We start from the raw sequence: 22432 nt of genomic DNA on the forward strand, positions 1-22432 counted from the left end.
TCAAGAGTACCTATTGAGGTACGCAAACACTCGTCGATTTCGGACTGCGAAGAGATGCACCACCACCAGAATTATAGGCTAACAGCGTTACTTGTCCTCGATCGTCCATTACCCAACTTTGAGCGGGCATAATTTCTGTTGACCGAACTTCTATGGATGCTCTTTGACCTTCTATTTGCTGACTTCCACCTACCGCTGGTTCCACCCAATTAAACTGGCTAGAATTACTGGTGAGGGCATCGTGAGGACTCGGTGGCAATCCCCCCCGTCCAGTTACAGTAAACTCGTTCTCAGCCCCTCTGATGCAGGGATTTGCAGCAATTAACGCAGCCGGATTCACCACATTTTGCGGCAGTTCCACTAAACCTTGAGCGGGATTCACTCCAACAGAACTAAATGTTACCGCCCCTTGCAAAGCCGGGCCGCCACTTTGGGAAATCGCCGCGATGTCGCTGCTTGGAAGCAGAGATGTAGGACTTACTTGCAACGCTGCAAATTCGCTGTCACTGAGCCCCAACCTGTTTCTGACTTGTTCGCGACTCGCTGCTGTCAAGCCGAAGACATTGGGGACATTGATATTGACGCGGCCGCCGCCTGCTGTGCGGGCGTTGGCTGTAATGTCGCTGTTTTCTTGGGGGAGGGCGACAAGAATGTCGCTGTTGATGTTGATATTGCCGCCGTCAGAACTGCCTGCATCGGTGGTAATTTGGCTGTTGCGGCGCAATTGGATGTCTCGCGCTTGCAGGTTAATATTTGCCCCTGTACCGGATACAGTCGTACCGTCAATCCTCGCTTTGTTGTCAAGAGCGATCGAATTTGCGACAACATTGATATTACCAGCGCGTCCGGTTCCCGTAGCCTGCACTGTCACTGTAGCTCCATTTCTGACAATTAGTCGATCGGCATTCAGATTCAACGAACCGGCATTGGCCGTAGCATCGGGATTAGTACCAAATATTTTGCCCACCGAAGCATCAATTGTACTGATAAACAGACCGTTATTTCCGCTGCCGCTGACCTCAATGCGATCGGCATTAACAGTAATATTCCCCACATCTCCCACCCCCACAGAACTCGTAGAAACTAGCCCCCCATCCCGCACGGTTAGGCTTGGCGTATCAATGCGAATATCCCCGCCCGGACTAGAGCTCAAAGTTCCAGAACTCAGCGCACTAGCACTCTGAATTCCACTGGTCAAAAGTTGAGAAATACCTGAAATTTCTACTGATTCAGTAGCCGTAACTGTTAAATTTCCAGCAGGCCCGCCCTCCTGAGAAAACAAAAACCTGCCAATTAACACACCCGATCCTACTGTAAACGCAGAACCCCCAGAGAGACTCAACCGCTTGGTATCGACGTTAATATTCCCCGCCCTTCCGTTTGAGCCGATACTCAGGGTGCTAATTCCGGTTGACACAACTGTTGTCGGACCGGTGTTAGACAATTCTACTGATTCAGCAGCTTTAATGTTGATATTCCCCGATGGGCCGCTGCTGTAACTCGTCGTACCGAGAATAGAACCATCGCGCATAATTAATTTCGCGACATCAACACTAATGCTTCCTCCCGTACCGGTACTTTCTTTAGCTGTCCCGTTGTTGATTCCAGAACCCACCATCTCAAAAGTATTGGCGCGAATGATTAAATCTCCGCCATTTCCACCGCCAAAGGTGATGCCGCTACCTACTACCCCATTGTTGAAAAGCAGGCGGCCGGTGTCGATCGTAATATCGCCCCCCGAACCAGCACCAGCACTAGCATTAAACAGCATCATTAGCGGGTCAAAGGGGTCTGTAGTTCCCGATACCAAATATTTAATTGCAACCTGTTGATAGCCCTCCACTCCCAGCCCGCTCATTTCTACTGAATCAGCAGCACGCAAGTTAATATTACCTCCTGCACCATCTCCTAGAGTCAGGGTAGAAAATTGCGTTCCGTTTTCCACTCGCAACTTTTGAGCGCTGATATCGATACCTCTACCATCAATATTTCCCAGTGTCAGCGCATAAATTCGCGCCCCGCTGACGGTGACATTTCCACCTTTTAACTCTACTCGACCGCCACCGATTCCGCTGGTGTTGATGACTGTTCCATCGGCTATTTGAATATTGCCAAAGTTCGGAATATTGTCATAATTTAAAGTTAAATTTCCTTTTTCCCCCGGTGTCAGTGCGAAATTAACTAAACCGGGACTGGCTGCGCTACCCAGTAAAATTTGTCCGCTGCTGGCGGTTAAATTGCCGCCTTGGAGTTGGATGTCGCCACCAATCAGTGCTAAAGTTTGACCAGGGTCTACTGCTAAGCCAACTCGATCGCTAATTGGGATTGGCACAGCAGAGGCTGGGAGGTTTACCTTTCCTAAAGCCGTCGATTGATTGACAATTGCACCCCGATTTTCCCGAAATCTTAAACCAACCGGAATATTAACGGTTAACAGCGGGGATGTTTGCGGGTTGGTGCTGCTGAATTCAAAGCCGTTATTAAACACAATACTGTCAGCACTTGAACCGATAAAGGAGCCGCGCAAATCTAACCGCGCATTCGGCCCGAATATAATTCCTTTCGGATTAATTAAAAATAAGTTACCGTTGCCTAAAACTCCCAGAGTTCCTAAAATATTTGAAGGGTTTGGGCCTGTAACGCGGGTGAAGATGTTGGTAATTCCGCTGGGATTTTCAAAATAAGCTCCCCGCCCTTCACGGATGTTAAATTCGCGCAAGCTGTGAAAGAGGTTAACGCCGCGAGTTGCGCCGCCCGTGATTCTATCTGAGGGTAAGTTATTGATAGTATCGGGAACTGTCCGGGAACTTTCCGGGCCCAGGGTATTATCAGGAATGATTTGGGCGATCGCAGAAGTGGGAAATAGCAACAGTAAAGCCAACTGTAGGCAGTAATAGCGAGGCATAAAAAAACTCTTTTAAAGATAAAAATTTTCGGTGTAAGCTCATCTCGTTTCTTTAAATGTTTTGAATTTGGCTGCTGAGTACAAGTTGCTCCACTGTGATTTCTAGTTCGGGAAAAGTTTTAGAGATAATGCGCTCCTTACCCGTAAAACTTTGAACTAAATAACTGCCATTTTCCAAATAGTAAACGAAAACTGTGGGAATTTTGGGATTTCCTAGATAAGCCCTAGAAGCGATCGCTAAATAGTCCACAATCCAATACTCATAAATGCCGAGGCGTTGATACTCATCTAGCTTATCAACATAGTCGTCTTCCCAGTTAGTTGAGGTAACTTCTACTGCTAATTGGATAGGTTCGGTAAGGGCTCCGTAGCCACGTACATTACTGTTCCATACTAATGCCTTAACCACGCCGACATCAGGATTTCTGCCTTGCTCTTGTCCTGAAGCTGTTACAGTTCTCAAAACTATATCTTTGTCAACAATATAGTCAAGCCCCAAACGCTCGCTTTCTCTGTCGAAAGACTTAACAAGAAATCGTGCCACATTTTTATGAGCTCTGGTTGCTTCCACTTTGACAATCTCTCCATTTACAAGTTCGTAGATGCCAGATCCGTCTGGGTACTTTTCGAGAAACTCTGCAAATGTCAGTTTAGTTTTTGTCTGAACCATAAGACAAGCCCTCTTGTGTTAACTAGATTTTAGATTTTAGATTTTAGATATTAGATATTAGATTTAAGTAGAGCAGGGAATTAGCTAAACTATATTTAGTGATCCTAGCGGTGGAATTTCGCTAGGAGACGGGGGTTGAAACCCAGGCAGAATTAGCTAGAAAGCAAAATAATTGATTCTAAAGTATAGGCCTTTTTCCTGCAAAGTTCGATCGCCCGATCGAGCATTTATCAAAGGAATACCATAGTCTAAACGCACATTCAACCGATCGCCCATCTGCCAAACTAGGCCCAAACCCGCACCCAGCAGTTTATCCGAGTCAGGATTCGGCTTTTCTCCTGAATGGTTCCACCCTACCCCAAAATCGATAAACGGAGCGACTTGCAACAATCCTTCGACTTCTGGGACACGCCAAACCGGAATTCGCACTTCAGCAGATGCGATCGCACCGCTATCAGTTAACAGCAAATCTTGGCGGTATCCGCGCACGCTTTGAACGCCGCCGAGCCCGATTTGTTCGAGGGAAAGCAGGGGGCGATCGGCTAATTGAATGTCAGAACGCACTATCAGCAAGGTTTCTGGGGCTAGCAGCCGCACGTACTGGGCTTGTCCGCGCCACGCCAGAAAGCGGCTGTCGGGCCCGCTATCGTTCGCAGTAGCGCCGAACAGATTAGTGCCGAGGGAAAACTGCGATCGCGCCGCGAACACTTGGCTGGAACTCCGCTGCACGTATTCTTGAAAAAACCGCACAGCCGAAACCCGGGTTTCGCCACGCTCATTTGCTCCCGCCGAAAGCGCAAATCGTTCCCCTGACAGGAATGTATCGCTTTCTTGCCGCGAAAAACTCAGTCCCAAAGCCAAAGTGCGATCGGGCTTTTCGACAATCGGTTGGCGGTAAGTTAGCTCGTAAGTCCGCGATTTCCCCTCGATTTGTGCAGCATCAAACGGTTCCTCGATGATATTGGTGCTAGCAGCACTCGCAGCGAACCGAATTGTGCCGTTGCGCGCGTTGACGGGGACTGTGTAGCTGCCGTTGAATTCATTGCTGCCGTCGGTGTTAGCATAAGATACCTCTAATCCGTCGCCCAAACCGAGCAAATTTGCTTGATTGATGCGAACACCGCGCCGAAAACTGCCGACGCTGGGCGATCGGTTGTTGTCTGCGAACACTTCAGCGTTAAAGCTGTCTGCTTCTTTTACCCGCACTTCTAAGCGGCTGTTTTCCGGGCGGCTTCCGGCTTGCAATTCGGCGGAAATATTGCCAATTAAGGGGTCGAGTTGCAGCAGTTGCAAGGCTTCCAGCAACCGAGATCGATTGAGGGGCCGTCTGGTGGCGCGTTCTAGGCGCGATCGCACGTAATTTGAATTTAAGCGCCTGTTTCCAGTAATCACAATTTCATCTAATCCGCCTTCTACAATCCGAATTTTCACCACACCTCCTTCTCTCGGAAAGGTTTGGTTGGCGGGAATTACAGCGCCGGAATTGATGTATCCTGCCGCTACATATTTTTGAGTAACGGCTGCTTCTGCTGCGATCAGTTCCGCAAAGGTGATTTCGCGGCCCGCAAACTGTTGCGTAACTTCTGCAAGTTCGCGATCGCTAAAAGCCGTGTTGCCCTCAAATTCAAAGCGCTCGACCCTAATTGTACCCAGAATGCTTGGTCTAGAATCGCCGGGAACAGGTGTTAGTGGGGTTGGTATGAGGGGAGGCGGCGCAGGCGGTTGGGGCGGCTCAGGAGTTGGCAATTCGGGTTCTCTGGGCAGAATTGGGTTCGGCAGTTGGCTTAGTTGCAAAGCTCGATCGATACCCAAATCGGTTTTTTTTAGGTCAATATTTTCTTCTAGCTTTTGATCTGAGTTAAAAAGCTCGGTTTCTTGAGTTTTTGTGCTGAATGTGTGATCGGCTGAATTTGCCGCTTCCGACTCTAAGTCGGGGATTTCCGTCGGTGGGGATAAGGGTAGAGTTGTCGCCAAAGCCGATCGTTCTGACTTTGTGGGTAACTGCGTTTCCTCGTCTTTTATCGGCAAGTCTTCGCGTTTGTCAAAAGTGGTATCGTTGGGGGCTAAAGCTCGATCGCCTCCGCTGCTGACTGCTGCCAAATCCTCAACATTTGAGGTCAAAATTTCAACTGTGCTAGCGGATGTTTTCGCTGGTTTTCCCAGCCAAACTAACCCAAAAATTCCAGCGAGTAAAAATAGTTTTTGTGAGCGACAAGCCATAGGATCTAATTATTATCTCGCTTAAGTGGGGGAAAATATTTTCAGGAGTGGGCACCCTCAAGGAAAAATCAATCTTAACAGCAAAAAAGGAAACACCCGTCGCAGCCAACAGTTTCGGCGACGCTACAAACCAAAAGGTCGATCGACCCCTGCTCATTCCCGAAAACTTACGTACAAAGCCGGTTATTATCCGAAGAAATATTGTGTAAGTCGATCGTAAATGGTAAAAACAACCCGGTATTTTGGGTTGCAAAACCTACGCTTTCCTGCTCATGTCGCAACCAGAACAGTCCTGCACGCCAGGGTAAACCAGAAACCGGGTTGTTTCCGCAAAGACGCGCTACAACTGAGATCTGGCACCATTCTCAATAATCTTTTTATGAACAGGCAAGATGCCTGTTCCACAAAAGATAAATTTTCTTGTGGAACAGGCATCTTGCCTGTTCTTAAGAATAGTGCAAGGTGTGAGTTACAACCCGCAGAGCCACTAAAAAACCCGGTTTCTTTGATTTTGGTGCATCATACCAAATCCGACTTTAATACGCCCTTTATTATTGAGTCCGCGTCTACCCACCTCCTGTGCGTAGACGCCGTTTCAACTGCCAAGCGTGATAAAGGGGATTTGTAACTTTGAATTATGCAGAGCGGCCCGCACCAGCCGCAGCACCCATTTGAGCCCCGTCAGTCAATCCCACCAACTTAGCACTCAGCTCCCACATCCGCTCGCCTTTTTCATCATCGCGGGCCTGGGGAGAAACCTTCTGTACAAAAGACTTACCATCTTTTTTCTGGCGATTTCCCCAACTCCAATAAGCCCCAGATTGCTTGTATTCGGGATCAGCAACCACCATCGCCAGCCTTTCCCCCGCCAACTCCTGCGAAACGTAACCCCCGGTGATATTCTTCTGGAACAGCGGGAACAGCTTCTGAAACAAAGGATAGTGGTTGCGGAACAGTGGCGTATCTGCAACGCATCCCGGATAAAGCGAAGTGAAAGTAATCCCCGTGGATTCATGAAAGCGGCGGTGCAATTCCCGCATCGTCAGCACGTTGCAAACTTTGCTATCTTTGTAAGCCTTGACCGGTTCAAACTTCTTGCCATCAACCATCGAAATCGGGTCTTTGAAACCCCCTTCAAAACCCTCAAACTTGCCCAAATCCGGGCGCGGCGGAATCTTCCCGCCCAACTCGTCTGGATTGTGAGTCACAGTTCCCAAAATCACGATTCTCGCATCGGAATAATAGGAAGGCTTCATATTTTCCATCATCAGGTTGCACAGCAGGAAATGACCCAGGTGATTGGTAGTCATCGTCAACTCGTAACCCTCCGGGCTCCGCAGCGGTTCCTTAATCAAAGGCATATAAATGGCGGCGTTGCACACCAAAGCGTCCAGAGGCCTACCGCTGGCCTTAAATGCCCGAGCAAACCGACGCACGCTCTCCAAATCGCCCAAGTCAATCTCCATGATGGAGAAACTGCCTTCAGGTATGCCCAACTCTTGCGCGGCATCTCCGGCTTTCCGCACGTCCCTACAGGCCATGACTACGTGCCATCCCTTGTCTGCGAGAGCTTTCGCGCCGTACAAACCGACGCCGGAGGAAGCGCCGGTGATGATAACCGTTGACTTGTGATTTTGTGCCATCTTGTTAAAAGCGCTTCCGCTATTGATTATTTTCAGGCTCTCAAAAGCTGAGCTAGCAGCTCGGATGTTTTGAAATGTCCTACGCTTATTAGGATATGAGGAAACGTTCTCGATCTCAACTGGGAGCCTCTCACTTTTGCAGCCAAGCTAGAAATTGGAGGGAGGACACAGCAGGCAGCAGGCAGCAGGCAGCAGGCAGAAGAAGTGTTTTTACAAATAGGAGATGCTCGCTCTCAATGGGCGATGAAAATTAAATATGGCTGCAACTCCCAGTCCTATTTTGAGAAATTAACCATAAATCTTTTAGGGGCGGGTTGACCATTATCTATGATGCACATACTCGGTATTTATTGATAAACCCGCCCCAACCAACTCAACTAAGAAATAGCGGCCGGTTCCTGATAGGTAGGGAAATCGATATAACCTTCAGGCCCAAAAGAATACCAGACGCCCATTTCAGCAGGCGGATTGAGCGGCCAACCATTAGTAAAACGCTCCACCAAGTCAGGATTGCTGATAAAATCCCGACCAAAAGCAATTAAATCCGCAACTTTGCTGCTCAGGGCCGTTTCAGCCTGTTCTTGAGTATATCCGCAGTTGCCGACAAGCGGCCCTGTAAACACATCGCGAAACTCTCCTATCATCATCGGCGTTCCCAATTCGTGAAAGCCAAAAGCCAGACCATCCACCAAGTGAAGGTAAGCTAAATCATAGGCATTTAACTGCTCCGCGAAATACAGAAAATCTTCTCGATATTCTGGAGAACCCATATCATTGTAAATACCATTGGGAGAAAACCGAACAGCAACTCGATTGGCAGGGAATACTGTGATAATCGCCTCTATAATTTCCTTCAGAAAACGGTAGCGATTTTCAACTGAGCCTCCATAGGAATCAGTGCGGTGATTAGTTTTGGTTTGCAGGAATGTGTCAATGAGATAGCCGTTTGCAGCGTGAATTTCTACACCATCAAAACCTGCCTTTTTGGCCCGTTCGGCCGCCTTGCGATAATCTTCTACAACCAGCGAGATTTCATCGGTTTCTAGAGCGCGGGGGGTTTCGTAGGGTTGTTTGCCTAGAGGGGTATGAATGCCTTCTCCGTTTATTTTGATGGCAGAGGCTGCAACTGGCAATTGATTGTTTTCATGAAAACTGCTGTGGGAAGCTCGTCCGCAGTGCCAAAGCTGCATGAAAATCGGCGTTTCGTGGGTATGAACCGCAGTCACAATTTGTTTCCAAGCTTCGCCTTGCTCGTCTGAATAAATACCGGGCGTATTTAGCCAACCATTAGCTTGAGTAGAAACCACTGTGGCTTCTGTAATGATTAAACCAGCGGAGGCTCGCTGAGTGTAATACTCTGCCATCAAGGTGTTGGGCATCCGCGCTTCACCGGCTCTGGCTCTCGTTAGGGGTGCCATGACTACCCGGTTTTTTAAGGGTAAATCTCCGATTTTGAAGGGGCCCAGTAGGAGTGGAGAAGTTGTTTGAGTGGTCATAATTTTGAGGTTTTCTAAACTGAAGAATCTGGGAAATCACATATAGCAACGGCCCGTGTTAGGATGCAAGGCGCAAGACATCCAAGGGTCGCCAAAACGTAAGCAATCAAACTCATCAAGCTGTTTAGGAATTTGACTTTTTAGCCAAGACTCTTCTTTGTTCAATTTTGTCAAACTCTGGAGAGTATCGCGGTAAATATAATAGTCTACACCCTGCTGTTTGAATCAATTCCTGAATCCGACCACTTTTATCAAATGTGAGATTATCCATCACCACCACCTGTGCTTTGACAAGTGTTGGAAGTAAACTTGTTTCTAGCCAAATGTCAAAAACTGTTCGATTACACGCTCCCATGACTGTAAAAGGAGCGAAGGGGCGATTAATTTTTGGTTACACAGGGCAGCGCAGCGATCGTATTTACCCTAACCTCACGTCTCCCTAATTTAAGTGGATGAAAGCGTTGCCTCCGTTGGTTTCAAGGGTAATCATACTGGTTTCGATTATCCATGCCAGACTCATCGGCTAAAAAACCCTGTCAGTGAGCTATGCGGAGATTTCCTTTGAAGAAAAGCGCTTTGACTGGGAAATCTGGTGCGAAGAGACTAACGATCTCAAAAATCCCGACTATCCCGAACTTGTTCACAATCGGTGTTTGCGGTTCGATCGCATCAAGGCTCTTGAGCCAATGGACGGACTGTGGCGCGAGGAAGGCTTAGATTTCTTAAAAGTGTACTTACACTTTTATCGTGGCATGGTAAAAGCTTACGAACGCAGACAAAAAGATATCAGTGAGGAAGGTCAAGTCATCGCAGATGTCCGCCAAGTCGTGTGGCGCGTTTCCCATCCCTTTTGGCTGATTCGGGAGGTATTCCGTTACGGCGAAGATTGCGTCATTGTGTCTCGCGACAGCGTGCGCGATCGCTTCCAACAAAAACTGATCGCCCTCTGTCGCCAGTACAACCTGGAAATCCGCGATTAGATCAAAAAAAAGCAGCCGGTAAAGGCTGCTTTGACAAAAAAACCGTTGTTGAGTTAGAGGAGAAAACTTTTAAATCGAATTCAAATTACCGCTGTTTCCACTCCTACCTGAGTTTCCACTATTTTCATCTACCGCTGACTCACCTTGCCTTCAGAACAAAACTTCAAATCCCGATTAGAATGCTGCTGAAAGTTCGTTGACTACTTGGACTCGGCCTCTGAGCACCGCGCGCAGCAACCGGTTGACACAGCCTCTGTCTTCGTCATTCAGAGAGTCGTCGAAGGTGGCGGCCATCAAACCGTAGCGATCCGCCAGAGTCAAAACGCCTGTATCGGTTACAGAAGCGAGGATTTCAGAGATAGCGCCGGGGAGGAGTTGTACGGGGTGCATGGCAGTGCGGTTGAATTCGATATATTTATCATCTTCTGGTTTCCTCAAAAGATCGGTGATATTAATGAGGCCGCGAAGGTGATTGTCAGGGGTGAAAGCCAGTGATCCGAGTAGAGTAAAGTTGTGATTTGGGTCACAGGGCGAGCGCCCGACAGCTTAAAACCCACCTCTGGCAGATGCGCCCATACCAGCGGAATTTATACATTGGGTATGATTTCTAAATGAGTTCCACCCTTACCCCCGTACTAAAAATGCTTGATTTTCTCAATCCCATCTTGGGCCGCAAGCCCGATCGCATCAAAGCCAATGTGGAAATCTATACTTGGCAAACCTGTCCCTACTGCATCCGCGCCAAAACTTTGCTGTGGTGGAAAGGCGTAAATTTCACGGAATACAAAATTGATGGCGACGAAGCGGCTAGAAAGGCAATGGCCGATCGCGCTAACGGACGCCGCAGCGTACCGCAAATTTTCATTAATAACCAACACGTAGGCGGCTGCGATGACATTCATAAACTCGATGCAGAAGGAGAGTTAGATTCGCTGCTAGCTCAACCAGCAGTTTAAATTAGTGTAGGTTGGGTTTCGTTCCACCTGCTCAACCTACAAATTTACAAATCTTTGGCAAATTTACTTAGATTATCTTGCCGCCATTTAGCATCGGCGCGCCTGTCTGTTTGCAATTCTAAGACGCGAATCCCGCTATTTGGCAGCAAACTTAATTTTTGTTTGAACTGTTCCCAATCCTCAATTACCTCGTGTTCCACGCCGTAAGTTGCACACAACTGAGCAAAGTTGATATGCTGCGGCGTGGCAAAAAACTCTTCAAAGGGCGGGTCAAATTTGGCAACGGGCAACATTTCAAAAATTCCGCCACCGTTGTTATTAATTAATATGATTGTCAAATGACCGAAAAATTTATTTTTAATTAAAAAACCGTTTGTATCGTGCAACAGTGTTAAATCGCCTGTTAGTATGATGCTGCTTTGATTGCGGTGAGCAACTCCCAACGCTGTTGATAATGTGCCGTCTATGCCGTTAGCGCCGCGATTGAAAAACGGTTTTATTTCTAAGTTGTTCGGCTTCCAGAAAAACTCTACATCTCGGACGGGCATACTGTTGGCAATAAAGATCGGTGTTCCAGGTGGCAAAATTTGGGAAAGCAGCCAGGAAACTTTGGGTTCGATTATGTTGTTAATTGCTGATATTTTTTGGTCTATTGTTTGTCTGACTTGGATTTCGGTGTTGTGCCAAAGTTGGAGGTATTTGTTTGATGCCGAGGTTAGAACCCCCCCTAACCCCCCCTTATTAAGGGGGGGGACTTGAGGGGGGATATTAGTGGTAGTAGTGACTCGATCCCCCCCTAACCCCCCCTTAATAAGGGGGGGGACTTGAGGGGACTCCTCCTTAAGAAGGGGGGGGAATTGAGTTAATATAGTTGCGAGATTTTCTACGGAGGTTCGCAGGTGAATTGTTTTGCCATGTAGCGGATCGAAGTTGTGGTGGCTGGGGTCGATTATGTAGCGTTTTGGTTGGGTTTTGTCTAGCCAGTTTCGCAGTTCTTTGCTTGTGGGTAAGTCTCCGATTTGAATGGCGATTTCTGGGGTTAATTTATCTGCTAGTTCGCGGTTTCGCAGGATTAAATCATAGGTGGAAATTAGATGGGGGTTTAGTTGGGCGTAGTTTCTGACTGGGGATAGTCCTTCTGCTAAAACTGGCCAGTTTAATGATTTGGAAATTTGGCCGATCGCACTACAGTATTTTTCGGGAAATTGAGGCTGTGCAACGCCTGCAATAATAATCCCTCTGCTGCACTTTTGCCATTGTTGCATTGTACTTTCTTCTCCCCCCCTTAATAAGGGGGGGCTGGGGGGGGTAGAGCTTTTTCCGGCAAAAATTGGTTCTAATCCTGCAAAGAAATCTTCGGGATTAAATTCTGTTTCTAAAGCTTCTACGGCTATGTCTGGAACGGGTATAAGTGGGTCGCGAAACGGGATGTTGAGGTGGACGGGGCCTGGTGTTGGAAATTGCGATCGCTCCCAAGCATACACGATCGTCTGCCGCAGATAGTCTAGCATTCCTCTGGACGCAGAAGGTATCGCTAATTCGGCTTGCCAGTTGGGATAATTGCCGTATATTTTAACTTGGTCGATCGCTTGTCCGGCGTGACAGTCCCGCAGTTCGGGAGGTCGATCGGCAGTGAATATTAGCAGTGGAATTCGACTTTCTCTGGCTTCTATTATCGCAGGATAAAAGTTGGCAGCGGCGGTTCCTGATGTGCAAATTAGTGCGGCAGGTAAACCGGATTTTTGGGCCATTCCTAATGCAAAAAAGCTGGCTGAACGTTCGTCGAGTATGGGAATAGTTTCTATTTGGTTGTTCAGCGCAAAAGCGATTGTTAATGGTGCCGATCGCGAACCGGGACAAATCACGGCTGTAGTTAATCCCAACCGCTGCAAAGTTTCTGCTAATACGGAAGCCCAGACGGTATTTGTGTTGCGAAAATCTATTGGCATTGCTAAACCTGAGTAGCTCAACTCTGTATTGTGCTACGATATTATACCCAAATAATTGTCAGGATACATTTTTATGATTCTTGAGGCGGTTGTGCTGAATGTCAAATCTGGCTGTGAGGGTGATTTTGAGATAGCTTTTAGAGAAGCCTCCAGTCTGATATCGTCTATAGATGGATATTTATCTCACGAACTTCATCGCTGCACAGAAGTTCAAGGAAAATATCTATTATTGGTTAGATGGGAAAATTTAGAAGCTCATACAATTAGATTTAGGAATTCCGCTCAATATCAAGAGTGGAAAAGAATGCTTCACCATTTTTACGAGCCTTTTCCCATAGTAGAACATTTTGAGGAAGTGAAAATTAAACATTAACACAGACTCAATCAATTAGCCAGACCACTCTAGATTCTGCAAATTAGCTGAATTAAACTAAAGCATTTAAAAGTGCCTGCAATTTCAGTTGAATTTCTGCTAGTTCTTTTTCTGGTTCCGAACCCGCCACAATACCAGCACCAGCATAAAGTATAGCCCGATCGCCATCGATTAAAGCCGAGCGAATGCCCACGGCAAATTCGCCGTTGCCGCTGCGATCGATCCAGCCGAGGGGTGCTGCATACAGAGAGCGATCGCAGCTTTCGCAGCCGCGTATTTGCTGTAGGGCAATATCTCTCGGTACGCCCGCCACCGCTGGCGTTGGATGCAGTTGAGATAAAATCTTTAATAAATGAATATCACGGGGAATTCTAGCCCTGATGGGTGTCCACAAATGCTGAATGTTTGACAGTTGCAGCAGCCTGGGAACCGGGGAAAAGTCTGGATTGATACCGAGACTCGACAGGCGATCTACTATAAAATCAATTACAACTCGATGTTCTCGAATATCCTTTTCGCTGTTGAGTAAACCTTTGCCTAAGTTCGCATCTTCTACTTCTGTTTTTCCCCTCGGTGCTGAACCTGCTAAAGCATCTGTTACTAACTCATTTTTGTGAATGCTGATTAAGCGTTCTGGACTGGCACCGATAAAATTTTGACCTTTGCCGTTACTGGTGGAAAATACGTAGCAACCGGGATAAGTAAGGCGCAAGTTATTTAATGAATCTATTAAACTAAAAGGGGTTTTGGAAATGACCTTTATTGCTTGGGATAAAACAATTTTACTGAAATATTGAGAGTGGATCAATTCTAAAGCTGACTTGACGGATGTTTTAAAGTGAGTGGCATCATTCACAGGAATTTGTTTTAAAAATATGGAAGTGTTTCTAATAGAAATAATTTTTTTGTAATGGGAACCCGAAATTTTATCAAAATTCTGCCAAATATTATCAGTAATAATCTTAACATTTAAATCTCGGTTTATGATGGCATTGGCAACAATTGTGCAGCTATCTTTCAGGCGAGTAATCTGCCATTTTGGTAAAAATACTGTGCCAGGGGGAAAGTAAGAATTGGTGGTGACATTTTCATCAAAAAAAGCAAAGCTACAAAAAAAGTGCGGCCCGCTGAAGGGCAAGCGTTCTGTACCGATGGTAATTGTTCGGGCAAGACAAGATTGAATAAAATTTTGAGCGAGGGTAAATCGATCGCTTCCGGCTACTGTTAGATGGATGGCCGAATCTAGGGCGGCGATCGCAAAACTATTGCCTGAAATCGGGTCTCTTTTTTCAAAGTAAAAGTGCCGCTGGCAAGGTTCGGAAATCTCTTGAAGTACAACTAGCGGATCGACGGGGGCAATCTCCTGAGAAATACTAACTATCTTGGTTTGATCTTTTTCGGTTAAAGACTGCTGGCAATCTAACAGAAACTGATGCAGTTGATTGCGGTCTTGTAAAAGATTAGCGCGGTGCGGTATTACTGTCATGAAAGCGAGAATAGCAGATTTGTCAGAAAGAGTGCGGTTTTGTCCCGCTAGAACCCCTATTTCGATCTAAGCACGGGAGGGCGATCGCAAAACATGACCTTTCGAGTTTCCCGGAAAGTTTGGGCTCAGCGGCGGGCAAAAAACAGACGATCCTCTTCCAGGGCTTTCCTTCGGATCGCTTCGCTAACGCCCACGCGCGATCAATCGAAACATTTAGACATAAAACTTTAAGATTGAGCGACTCAATCTCGACTCTCATGCGATCGACCCCGCAGAGGTTTGCAGACGGGCATTACCGGGCGCGCGATCGCCCGCAAAGCCTCTCAACGGATGCCCCCCGCGCACTCAACCAGATACAGAGTAGAGTTTCTTCACCAATAAAATTGTAAAATTACTACGCTGCTATCAATTGCATCAAGTTTGTGTAATGACAACAAAGTTAATTGAACGTCCAAATAGTAAATTGTGGCTGGCGGCAATCAAGCCGCCCATGTACAGCGTTGCGGTGATTCCTATTTCCGTAGGAACTGCAATTGCTTTTGCCGAAACTCAAACGATTAATTCGTCAATTTTTTCGACATTTTTAATGTCAGCCATTTTGATTATAGCATGGCTGAATCTCAGCAATGATGTATTTGACTCAGAAACAGGCATCGATAAAAACAAAGCGCATTCTCTAGTTAACTTAACCGGAAATAAAACTTTAATTTTCGGGCTAGCGAATCTGTTTTTAGCAGTTGGAGTGTCGGGAATCTGCGCCATAAGCTGGTGGCAAAAAGACCCAACAGTAATTTGGCTAGTAGTTTTATGCTGTGCTCTCGGCTACACTTATCAAGGGCCTCCGTTTCGTCTTGGCTATCAAGGTTTGGGCGAAATCATCTGCTTTTTCACATTTGGGCCGCTAGCCTTCGCCGCTGCTTATTACAGTCAAACTCAAACTTGGTCTGCCACTAATTTAGCGGCTTCGGCAATCGTGGGAATTACAACGAGTATCATTTTATTTTGTTCCCATTTTCACCAAGTTGAGGACGATTTGGCGGCGGGTAAAAAATCCCCAATTGTTCGACTCGGTACGAAAAAAGGTGCTCAGTTGTTGCAGTGGTTATGCGGCAGCGTTTATGCTTTGACTGTGCTATTTGTGGCTTTGGGAATGTTCCCAATTTTGACGCTGTTGATTTTTGGAAGTTTGCCATTTGCGATCGACCTTTGCCGCCATGTCACAGACTATCACGACCAACCGGGAAAGGTCAGCAACTCTAAGTTTATCGCAGTTACGCTGCATTTTTCGAGCGGATTGCTGCTGGCGTTGGGGTTTGTTTTGTAGATCGGGCGATCGAGAATTCCGGTAAAATGGAGGTAGGGTTTGCTAAGTTGAGAGAGTTGGTGGAGTTGGGCGACTTCTCAAAATCTTCTTTAATCTAGCAAGCCGTACCTCACATCGAATCGTATAATTGTATATGGACAAATTTAATAATTATAACTTTCACTATTCCTTAACTGGCAAGAAGAATCAGCCGACACTTTTATTTTTGCATGGATTCACGGGCAGCAGTCAAGACTTTAGCAGGGTCATTCCCTTACTTTCTAACATTTATTGCTGCTTAGCAGTTGACCTTCCCGGCCACGGAAAAACCCAAGTCAAGGGCGATGAAAGTTGCTACAATATGTCAAATACTGCCCAAGCATTAATCGAGTTATTGGATGATTTACAAATACACAAATGTTTGTTGTTGGGATATTCAATGGGCGGGCGATTGGCACTTTACATGACATTACATTTTCCAGAAAGATTCGAGAAAGTAGTGGTAGAGTCAGCTTCGCCAGGATTGAAAACAGAAAAAGAGCGATCGCACCGCATCCAAGCCGATTTACAGCTAGCACAAAAGCTGGAAAATAGCAAGATTAAAGATTTTTTATTCAACTGGTACGATCGCCCTTTATTCAAATCTTTAAAAAATTCTCCCAACTTCCACCAACTCCTAGAAACCCGTTTAGCCAATAATCCCTTAGAATTAGCCAAATCTCTCCGCAACATGGGAACCGGCAACCAGCCCTCTCTCTGGGAAAAACTGGCACCAAATCAAATCCCTCTCCTTTTGCTAGCTGGAGAATACGATGATAAATTTACAACTATAAATACCGAAATAGCCAGCTTGTGTCCAGCCGCCCGTCTGGAAATTGTACCAAAAGCTGGCCACAATATCCATTTTGAAAATATTGATAAGTTTGTGGCAGTTGTGAGACAATTTTATGATTAAGTAAAAAACCCATGCTTTATCAATTCGAGTTTCGCACTTATCAGCGAAAATTTAAGCGTCCCCTGCAAACAAGTCACGGCATTTGGGATATTCGCGAAGGAATTATCCTGCGACTTGTGGGCGAAAATGGTCGAATTGGTTGGGGAGAAATTTCCCCTTTGAGTTGGTTTGGTTCCGAAAGTTTTGAGCAAGCTTTAGATTTTTGTCACCAGTTGCCAGGTAATATTTCATCAGAGAGGATTTTTGCTATTTCTGCTGAATTGCCGGCTTGTCAATTTGGCTTTGAGTCAGCACTATCAACCTCTAGATCCCCCCTAACCCCCCTTAATAAGGGGGGGACAAGAAATATTCTCAACCTCCCCCTTATTAAGGGGGATTTAGGGGGATCTAGACTTCCCCTAAAATCGACATTGATTGCGGGTTCAGTCTTAAGCAGTCACCAATGGATAGAGGCTGGGAATGAGGAAGAAAAAAATCGGTTCAGCGGTTTATTGCCAGCAGGAGAAACAGCTTTGTCGGCTTTACAAATGCTTTGGTTAGAGGGATATCGGACGTTTAAATGGAAAATTGGTGTTGCTGCAATTGAACAAGAATTAAAAATTTTTCAGCAGCTAATCAAAGCAATGCACAATTTGTGCGATCGCGAAAAAGCATTTTTGCGCTTAGATCCCAACGGGGGACTCAGTTACTCGCAGGCTAAAACATGGCTGGAAGCTTGCGACAAGGTAAAAGCAACTCCCGACTTTTCCGCAGACATTGAATTTTTGGAACAGCCGCTGCCCGTAACACAGTTTCAGGAAATGGTAGAATTGAATGCTATTTATGCAACTCCGATCGCCCTAGACGAATCTGCCGCCAACCTCGATCGCATCCAAGAGTGCTACAGCCAAGGCTGGCGGGGCATTTTCGTCATTAAACCTGCGATTGCTGGTTCCCCATCCCAACTGCGAAAATTTTGTCAAACTCACAATATAGACGCTGTTTTCTCATCAGTATTTGAAACCAAAATCGGCCGACAAGCAGCATTAAATTTAGCAACACAATTGTCTTTAAATAAAAGAGCACTCGGCTTCGGCACTGATTGCTGGTTCGATGACAATGATTCGATTTTAGATTTTAGATTTTAGATTTTAGATTAATCCCACGACTAAATCAAGCGGGTTAGGTAATTGTTTTGAATCGAAAAACTTGGTGAAAGCATCTATGGCAACAAATCTCACAGTAAATATCCTGGATATCGCGTCTGGCTTGCCCGATAATTGGCTTATCGGTTGTGACAGTCGTGAATTTGCCCGAATTGTCGATCGGCTATTTCAAGAAATAACCCAAAGTCCCGCACGAGAAACACCCCCAAAAATTTGCCTCGCCGAACCAGAACCCCTGCAATTTCTTGCCAGTTTCACCGCCGCCCGCGCCGCCAAATGCCCGATTTTTCTCTGCAATCCCAACTGGGTAAAACAAGAATGGCAACAAGTCTTTGATTTAGTCCAACCCGACTTAATTTGGGGACAATGCCCGCTTCCCACCACTCCCCATATCCCAGTCCGCGAAGGCGGACTTCCTTTGTATAGCCGCGAATTCCATTCGCCCGGTAAAAGCGGTTTTGATACAATCATGATTCCCACCGGCGGTTCTTCAGGCAAAATCCGTTTTGCCATCCACACTTGGGACACACTAACCGCCTCAGTGCAAGGTTTTCAACAATATTTTCAAGTTGACCAAATCAACTCATTTTGCGTTTTGCCCTTATATCATGTCAGCGGTTTAATGCAATTCATGCGTTCTTTTACTACCGGAGGAAAACTGGCTGTTCAGCCCTTTAAAGAATTAGAAAAGGGTAAAATATGCGACATCAAGCCAGAAGAATTTTTCATTTCTTTAGTTCCAACTCAACTGCAACGACTGCTGCAAAACCCAGATACAGCTAATTGGCTGGGACGGTTTCGGGCCGTACTTTTGGGTGGTGCTCCCGCTTGGCCGGAACTTTTAGAAACAGCTAGAAACTATCAAGTCAAATTAGCGCCAAGTTACGGCATGACCGAAACCGCCTCGCAAATTGCTACACTAAAACCCGAAGATTTTCTCGCTGGCAATAACAGTTCTGGTCAAACTTTACCGCACGCTCAAATAACTATTCGCAGTGCTAATGGCGCGATTTTGTGCGATAATCAAATAGGAAATATTGTGGTAAGTGCTAAATCTTTGGCGTTGGGTTATTATCCTGAAAATTTTGGCGATCGCGAATATTTCCCATTAGACGATTTGGGATTTTTTGATAAAAATAACTACTTAAATATCGTCGGACGCAGCAGCGACAAAATTATCACAGGCGGAGAAAATGTATTTCCGGCGGAAGTCGAAGCCGTTGTGCGATCGACTAATTTAGTTGCGGATATTGCTGTAATTGGCTTGCCAGACAAAGATTGGGGTCAAGTCGTTACGGCTATCTACGTTCCCGCGAATTCCGAAGTTACTGTCAAAAATCTGCAAGCGGCAATAGAAGATAAGTTGAGCAAGTTTAAGCGGCCGAAATATTGGGTAATCGTCGAAAAATTGCCACGCAATTCTCAAGGCAAAGTTAATCGAGAACAATTGCAAAAGATTGCGATCGAATATCAATAATTATTAGACCGCAATCCATGCAGAAGGCAGAATTTCTCATGCTTATTTCAGACTCCTGACAACAGTCAACAGCCAACAGACAACAGTCAACAGTCAACAGTCAACAGTCAACAGACAACAGTCAACAGTCAACAGTCAACAGCCAACAGTCAACTGACTAATTACGACAAACCTAACAGCCTTCTGGTCCTCTCTGCTTCTTGTCTTTGAAAGTCCACAAACTTCAACATTCGGTAAAGTACCTCTATTTGGGGCAACTTAATACCTGCTTGCTGCGCCACCCGTATCGGATTACCAAAAATCGCCTCAACTTCCAGGGGGCGCGATTCATCATAATCGATTTTCATGCTCGTGCGGTAAGGCTTCATTTTCTCAGTGTATTCGAGCATATGTGGGATAAAGTCATGGGGAATAATGCGATCGCAACTTTTGGCTCCCGCTACCACTTCCCCCATGATTTCCTTAACTAAAATCAGAGTATCGGGATTAGCCATCAGTTCGTCAGTTCTCGCATCCAACACTACAGACAGTCCGTTATAAGGAATATTCCAAACCAGCTTTTTCCACCTTGACAATAGCAAATCTTCGCTCATTTTAATAGGAATATGAGCACGTTTAAAATCCTTAGCAATTTGGTTCAATCTATCAGTAATACCGATAGGCTTGTAGTCTTGGGCATATTCGCCCAGCGTGATCGTACCGTAATCTAGGTGGCAGATGTGACCGGGCCCAACTTTATAAGAACAGAGAAAACACAGCCCGCCAACCACTCGTTCTGCACCGACAATTTTAGCGACTTCCGGTTCGGTATTCAATCCGTTTTGCAATACTAAAACCGCACCGTTATCCTTTAATAAAGCAGGCAAAATTTTGGGCAACAAGTGATTTTGAGTTGTTTTCAGCGCTAGAATTACTACGTCGCACTGAGGCATTTTGTGCGCGTCGTGGTAGGCGCGGACGTGGGGGAGGGTGAAGTCGCCTTCGGGAGACTCGACAATCAAACCGTGTTTTTTTACTCGATCGTAATCGCTGCGTAGCAAAAAATTAACTTCTAAACCTGCTTGTTGCAGTCTAGCACCGTAGAATCCGCCTAAAGCTCCCGTGCCTACAATGGCATAATTGCGATTTGACATACTATCAAAAATTCCGAAAAAATTCTCAACCTAAAAGAAATTAGACTCCGCTCAAAAACGGATACCGTGCCACGTACTTAAGTCGCCATCAGCCCCAAATTTTCGACAAAAGTTGAAACTCCCAGATTCAATGCTGCAAGTAAATCTAACATCTAAAATCTAAAATCGACTGACTGTCATACCCTGTTATTATTTAAAGATAGAGCTAATCACAACTCTCAACTCTCAAATTTTATCATCCACTCTATCAAGTCTTCCGATAGCTGTTTTCGAGTTCGGCTAACGGCATCGATGCAAACGTGCTTAGTAAGAGCTTTAGCAGCGCTTCTTCCTGTAGCTTCGCCAGAAAATACTTGATAGACAATTTCAAATTCATCGCCAGCAACTTGTTTGGGCGTCAATTGAATCGTCAGCATATCGCCCGCAAACATTGGGCGATAAAAATCTACACTAGCATGAATTATGGGAAAAGCAACCTCGGGATTGCTGAAAAATGCTTTGAGATTGATTCCCGATGCTGCTAGAGAGGTCTCGTAAGCTTCGTGGCACATTGCCAAAACGTTAGCAAAGTAAACGACTCCAGCAGCATCGGTATCTTGAAAGCGAACAGTACGGCTGTAAGTGAAAGGCATTTAAGGTAGTAGCTGGCGATCGCAATCTGGATGGCAATTTCACTAACCATCATATCGGTAAACCCGCACTTTTGGAGAAGTTATCAGCTAAGTAAGTAGGCGCTAATTTTGTATATTTAGGACTAAGGCAAACTCTCACAAATAGGGGTTGAATTTTAGGTATGTAGTGGCGATAGACTAGCTCTTAGCTTAGGAAAGAGCGCCCAAGTGTAACTACATACCTTTGTTTAATATGCCAGTTGCCTAAGTCCTAATATTGTAAAAATTGCCTTCGTCACTGCTTCCCCTTCTTTCTTAACCTTTGTTTTTAATCAACATCACGTCTATAATCTTGAGGGCAATATCTTCGGAAAGCCCCAATGCACTGTAAAGATCGTTCAAAAGTTGTTCTTCTTCTTCTGAAACCTCGCCATCGGCTAAAGCCATATCCGTTGTCACAGCAAAAACGGTTTCTTTAAGTTCGTCAGGAAGCGTTGCCAAAGCAGCATTAAACAGTACCTCAACTCCTTGCCGTTGCAGAATCATCAGCAGGCGATCGAGCATTTTTCTCATCACGTCATCCGGATAGCTGCGGAACAGTTGCATCCTAGATAGCGTCATGCTAATCGCTTTACTTTCGCTGTCATTGATGTAACCGTCGGCTGCTACGGCAATTAACGCGATCGCCGCAAATGCTTCGGCCGGCCCTAACGTTACGTCCGTTTCTTTACGAGTCTGCGATACTTTATCAAATAAACCCATGATATTTTCCTCATTATTTAGTAGTCGATTCATGGAGTCAGGATCTTCTCTGGCTCGGGAATTTTCTTGGGAGATTTCGACAATTATATCAAATTTTGTTAGTTAGTTGTTATCAATAAAATTATGAAAAACTTAAGAATTTTTCTTTCGCCCTTGGGTGCTGTAAGGGCGGGTTGATTCATATCCTGAATAGCCTTCCCATATATCGGCTAAAACAGGCATCTTGCACCATTGTAAGCAACAGGCTTTCCGGCCTGTTCCACAATAAAATTCACTCTTTGTGGAACAGGCCGGAAAGCCTGTTCATAAAAAACTTATTGAAAATGATGTAACATCTCAGTTAAAACCCGCCCTCCCAGCGCAGACCA

Annotated in this window: 20 protein-coding genes; 8 read left to right on the forward strand and 12 right to left on the reverse strand. The window is 45.8% G+C overall.

Features of this window, described 5'->3' with window-relative positions; translation table 11 throughout:
• Positions 1–10: 10 nt before the first annotated feature.
• The 3 genes from QT996_RS20615 to QT996_RS20625 all read right to left on the reverse strand — a co-directional run bounded on the left by QT996_RS20615 (position 11) and on the right by QT996_RS20625 (position 5795).
• Positions 11–2905 carry a two-partner secretion domain-containing protein gene (locus QT996_RS20615; RefSeq protein ID WP_333048618.1) on the reverse strand — a complete coding sequence of 965 codons (2895 nt, stop codon included), beginning with the start codon at positions 2903–2905 and terminating at the stop codon, positions 11–13.
• A 52-nt stretch (positions 2906–2957) separates the two neighbouring features.
• Positions 2958–3575, reverse strand: a complete 618-nt coding sequence (locus QT996_RS20620; protein ID WP_333048619.1) for a Uma2 family endonuclease — start codon at positions 3573–3575, stop codon at positions 2958–2960.
• 156 nt (positions 3576–3731) lie between these two features.
• Complete coding sequence (locus tag QT996_RS20625) at positions 3732–5795, reverse strand: ShlB/FhaC/HecB family hemolysin secretion/activation protein (protein ID WP_333048620.1); 2064 nt, start codon at positions 5793–5795, stop codon at positions 3732–3734.
• A 220-nt stretch (positions 5796–6015) separates the two neighbouring features.
• On the opposite strand from QT996_RS20625, the gene QT996_RS20630 reads away from it, so the two are divergent.
• Complete coding sequence (locus QT996_RS20630) at positions 6016–6423, forward strand: hypothetical protein (RefSeq protein WP_333048621.1); 408 nt, start codon at positions 6016–6018, stop codon at positions 6421–6423.
• A 7-nt stretch (positions 6424–6430) separates the two neighbouring features.
• On the opposite strand, the gene QT996_RS20635 is transcribed toward QT996_RS20630, so the two are convergent.
• From QT996_RS20635 to QT996_RS28700, 3 genes are all read right to left on the reverse strand, one after another.
• Positions 6431–7438: a protochlorophyllide reductase gene (locus QT996_RS20635; RefSeq protein ID WP_333048622.1), complete on the reverse strand. Its 1008-nt coding sequence runs from the start codon at positions 7436–7438 to the stop codon at positions 6431–6433.
• A 377-nt stretch (positions 7439–7815) separates the two neighbouring features.
• Positions 7816–8934, reverse strand: a complete 1119-nt coding sequence (locus QT996_RS20640) for an alkene reductase (RefSeq protein ID WP_333048623.1) — start codon at positions 8932–8934, stop codon at positions 7816–7818.
• A gap of 124 nt (positions 8935–9058) precedes the next feature.
• The gene (locus QT996_RS28700; protein WP_445243933.1) at positions 9059–9319 is read right to left on the reverse strand and encodes a transposase; all 261 of its coding nucleotides are present in this window, start codon (positions 9317–9319) and stop codon (positions 9059–9061) included.
• A gap of 154 nt (positions 9320–9473) precedes the next feature.
• Between QT996_RS28700 and QT996_RS20645 the strand changes: the two genes are divergently transcribed.
• A complete protein-coding gene (locus QT996_RS20645) occupies positions 9474–9914 on the forward strand; it encodes a hypothetical protein (protein WP_333048624.1) in 441 nt (146 codons plus the stop codon).
• 174 nt (positions 9915–10088) lie between these two features.
• Here the strand turns inward: QT996_RS20645 and QT996_RS20650 are convergent, their stop codons facing one another.
• A complete protein-coding gene (locus QT996_RS20650; protein WP_172188518.1) occupies positions 10089–10304 on the reverse strand; it encodes a hypothetical protein in 216 nt (71 codons plus the stop codon).
• 251 nt (positions 10305–10555) lie between these two features.
• Between QT996_RS20650 and grxC the strand changes: the two genes are divergently transcribed.
• Positions 10556–10870, forward strand: a complete 315-nt coding sequence (gene grxC, locus QT996_RS20655; RefSeq protein WP_333048639.1) for a glutaredoxin 3 — start codon at positions 10556–10558, stop codon at positions 10868–10870.
• A 44-nt stretch (positions 10871–10914) separates the two neighbouring features.
• On the opposite strand, the gene menD is transcribed toward grxC, so the two are convergent.
• Positions 10915–12819: a 2-succinyl-5-enolpyruvyl-6-hydroxy-3-cyclohexene-1-carboxylic-acid synthase gene (gene menD, locus QT996_RS20660; RefSeq protein WP_333048625.1), complete on the reverse strand. Its 1905-nt coding sequence runs from the start codon at positions 12817–12819 to the stop codon at positions 10915–10917.
• A gap of 73 nt (positions 12820–12892) precedes the next feature.
• Here menD and QT996_RS20665 point away from each other — a divergent pair, with 73 nt between their 5' ends.
• Positions 12893–13192, forward strand: a complete 300-nt coding sequence (locus QT996_RS20665) for an antibiotic biosynthesis monooxygenase (RefSeq protein ID WP_333048626.1) — start codon at positions 12893–12895, stop codon at positions 13190–13192.
• Between the two features lie 52 nt (positions 13193–13244).
• Here QT996_RS20665 and QT996_RS20670 read toward each other — a convergent pair whose 3' ends face one another.
• A complete protein-coding gene (locus QT996_RS20670) occupies positions 13245–14678 on the reverse strand; it encodes an isochorismate synthase (protein WP_333048627.1) in 1434 nt (477 codons plus the stop codon).
• Positions 14679–15105: 427 nt separating this feature from the next.
• On the opposite strand from QT996_RS20670, the gene menA reads away from it, so the two are divergent.
• From menA to QT996_RS20690, 4 genes are all read left to right on the forward strand, one after another.
• Positions 15106–16002, forward strand: coding sequence for a 2-carboxy-1,4-naphthoquinone phytyltransferase (gene menA / locus QT996_RS20675; protein ID WP_333048628.1), 897 nt, complete (start codon positions 15106–15108; stop codon positions 16000–16002).
• Positions 16003–16135: 133 nt separating this feature from the next.
• A complete protein-coding gene (gene menH / locus QT996_RS20680) occupies positions 16136–16936 on the forward strand; it encodes a 2-succinyl-6-hydroxy-2,4-cyclohexadiene-1-carboxylate synthase (RefSeq protein ID WP_333048629.1) in 801 nt (266 codons plus the stop codon).
• Positions 16937–16947: 11 nt separating this feature from the next.
• Positions 16948–18063, forward strand: a complete 1116-nt coding sequence (locus QT996_RS20685) for an o-succinylbenzoate synthase (protein ID WP_333048630.1) — start codon at positions 16948–16950, stop codon at positions 18061–18063.
• A gap of 76 nt (positions 18064–18139) precedes the next feature.
• Positions 18140–19558, forward strand: a complete 1419-nt coding sequence (locus tag QT996_RS20690) for a 2-succinylbenzoate--CoA ligase (protein WP_333048631.1) — start codon at positions 18140–18142, stop codon at positions 19556–19558.
• A 161-nt stretch (positions 19559–19719) separates the two neighbouring features.
• Here QT996_RS20690 and QT996_RS20695 read toward each other — a convergent pair whose 3' ends face one another.
• From QT996_RS20695 to QT996_RS20705, 3 genes are all read right to left on the reverse strand, one after another.
• A complete protein-coding gene (locus QT996_RS20695; RefSeq protein WP_333048632.1) occupies positions 19720–20691 on the reverse strand; it encodes a putative 2-dehydropantoate 2-reductase in 972 nt (323 codons plus the stop codon).
• A 218-nt stretch (positions 20692–20909) separates the two neighbouring features.
• On the reverse strand, positions 20910–21323 hold the full coding sequence (locus QT996_RS20700; RefSeq protein WP_333048633.1) for a thioesterase family protein: 414 nt from the start codon (positions 21321–21323) through the stop codon (positions 20910–20912).
• A 294-nt stretch (positions 21324–21617) separates the two neighbouring features.
• On the reverse strand, positions 21618–22064 hold the full coding sequence (locus tag QT996_RS20705) for a tellurite resistance TerB family protein (protein WP_333048640.1): 447 nt from the start codon (positions 22062–22064) through the stop codon (positions 21618–21620).
• Between the last annotated feature and the right edge of the window lie 368 nt (positions 22065–22432).

It is taken from the genome of Microcoleus sp. S13C4 (assembly GCF_036700865.1).
Lineage (GTDB): Bacteria > Cyanobacteriota > Cyanobacteriia > Cyanobacteriales > Microcoleaceae > Microcoleus.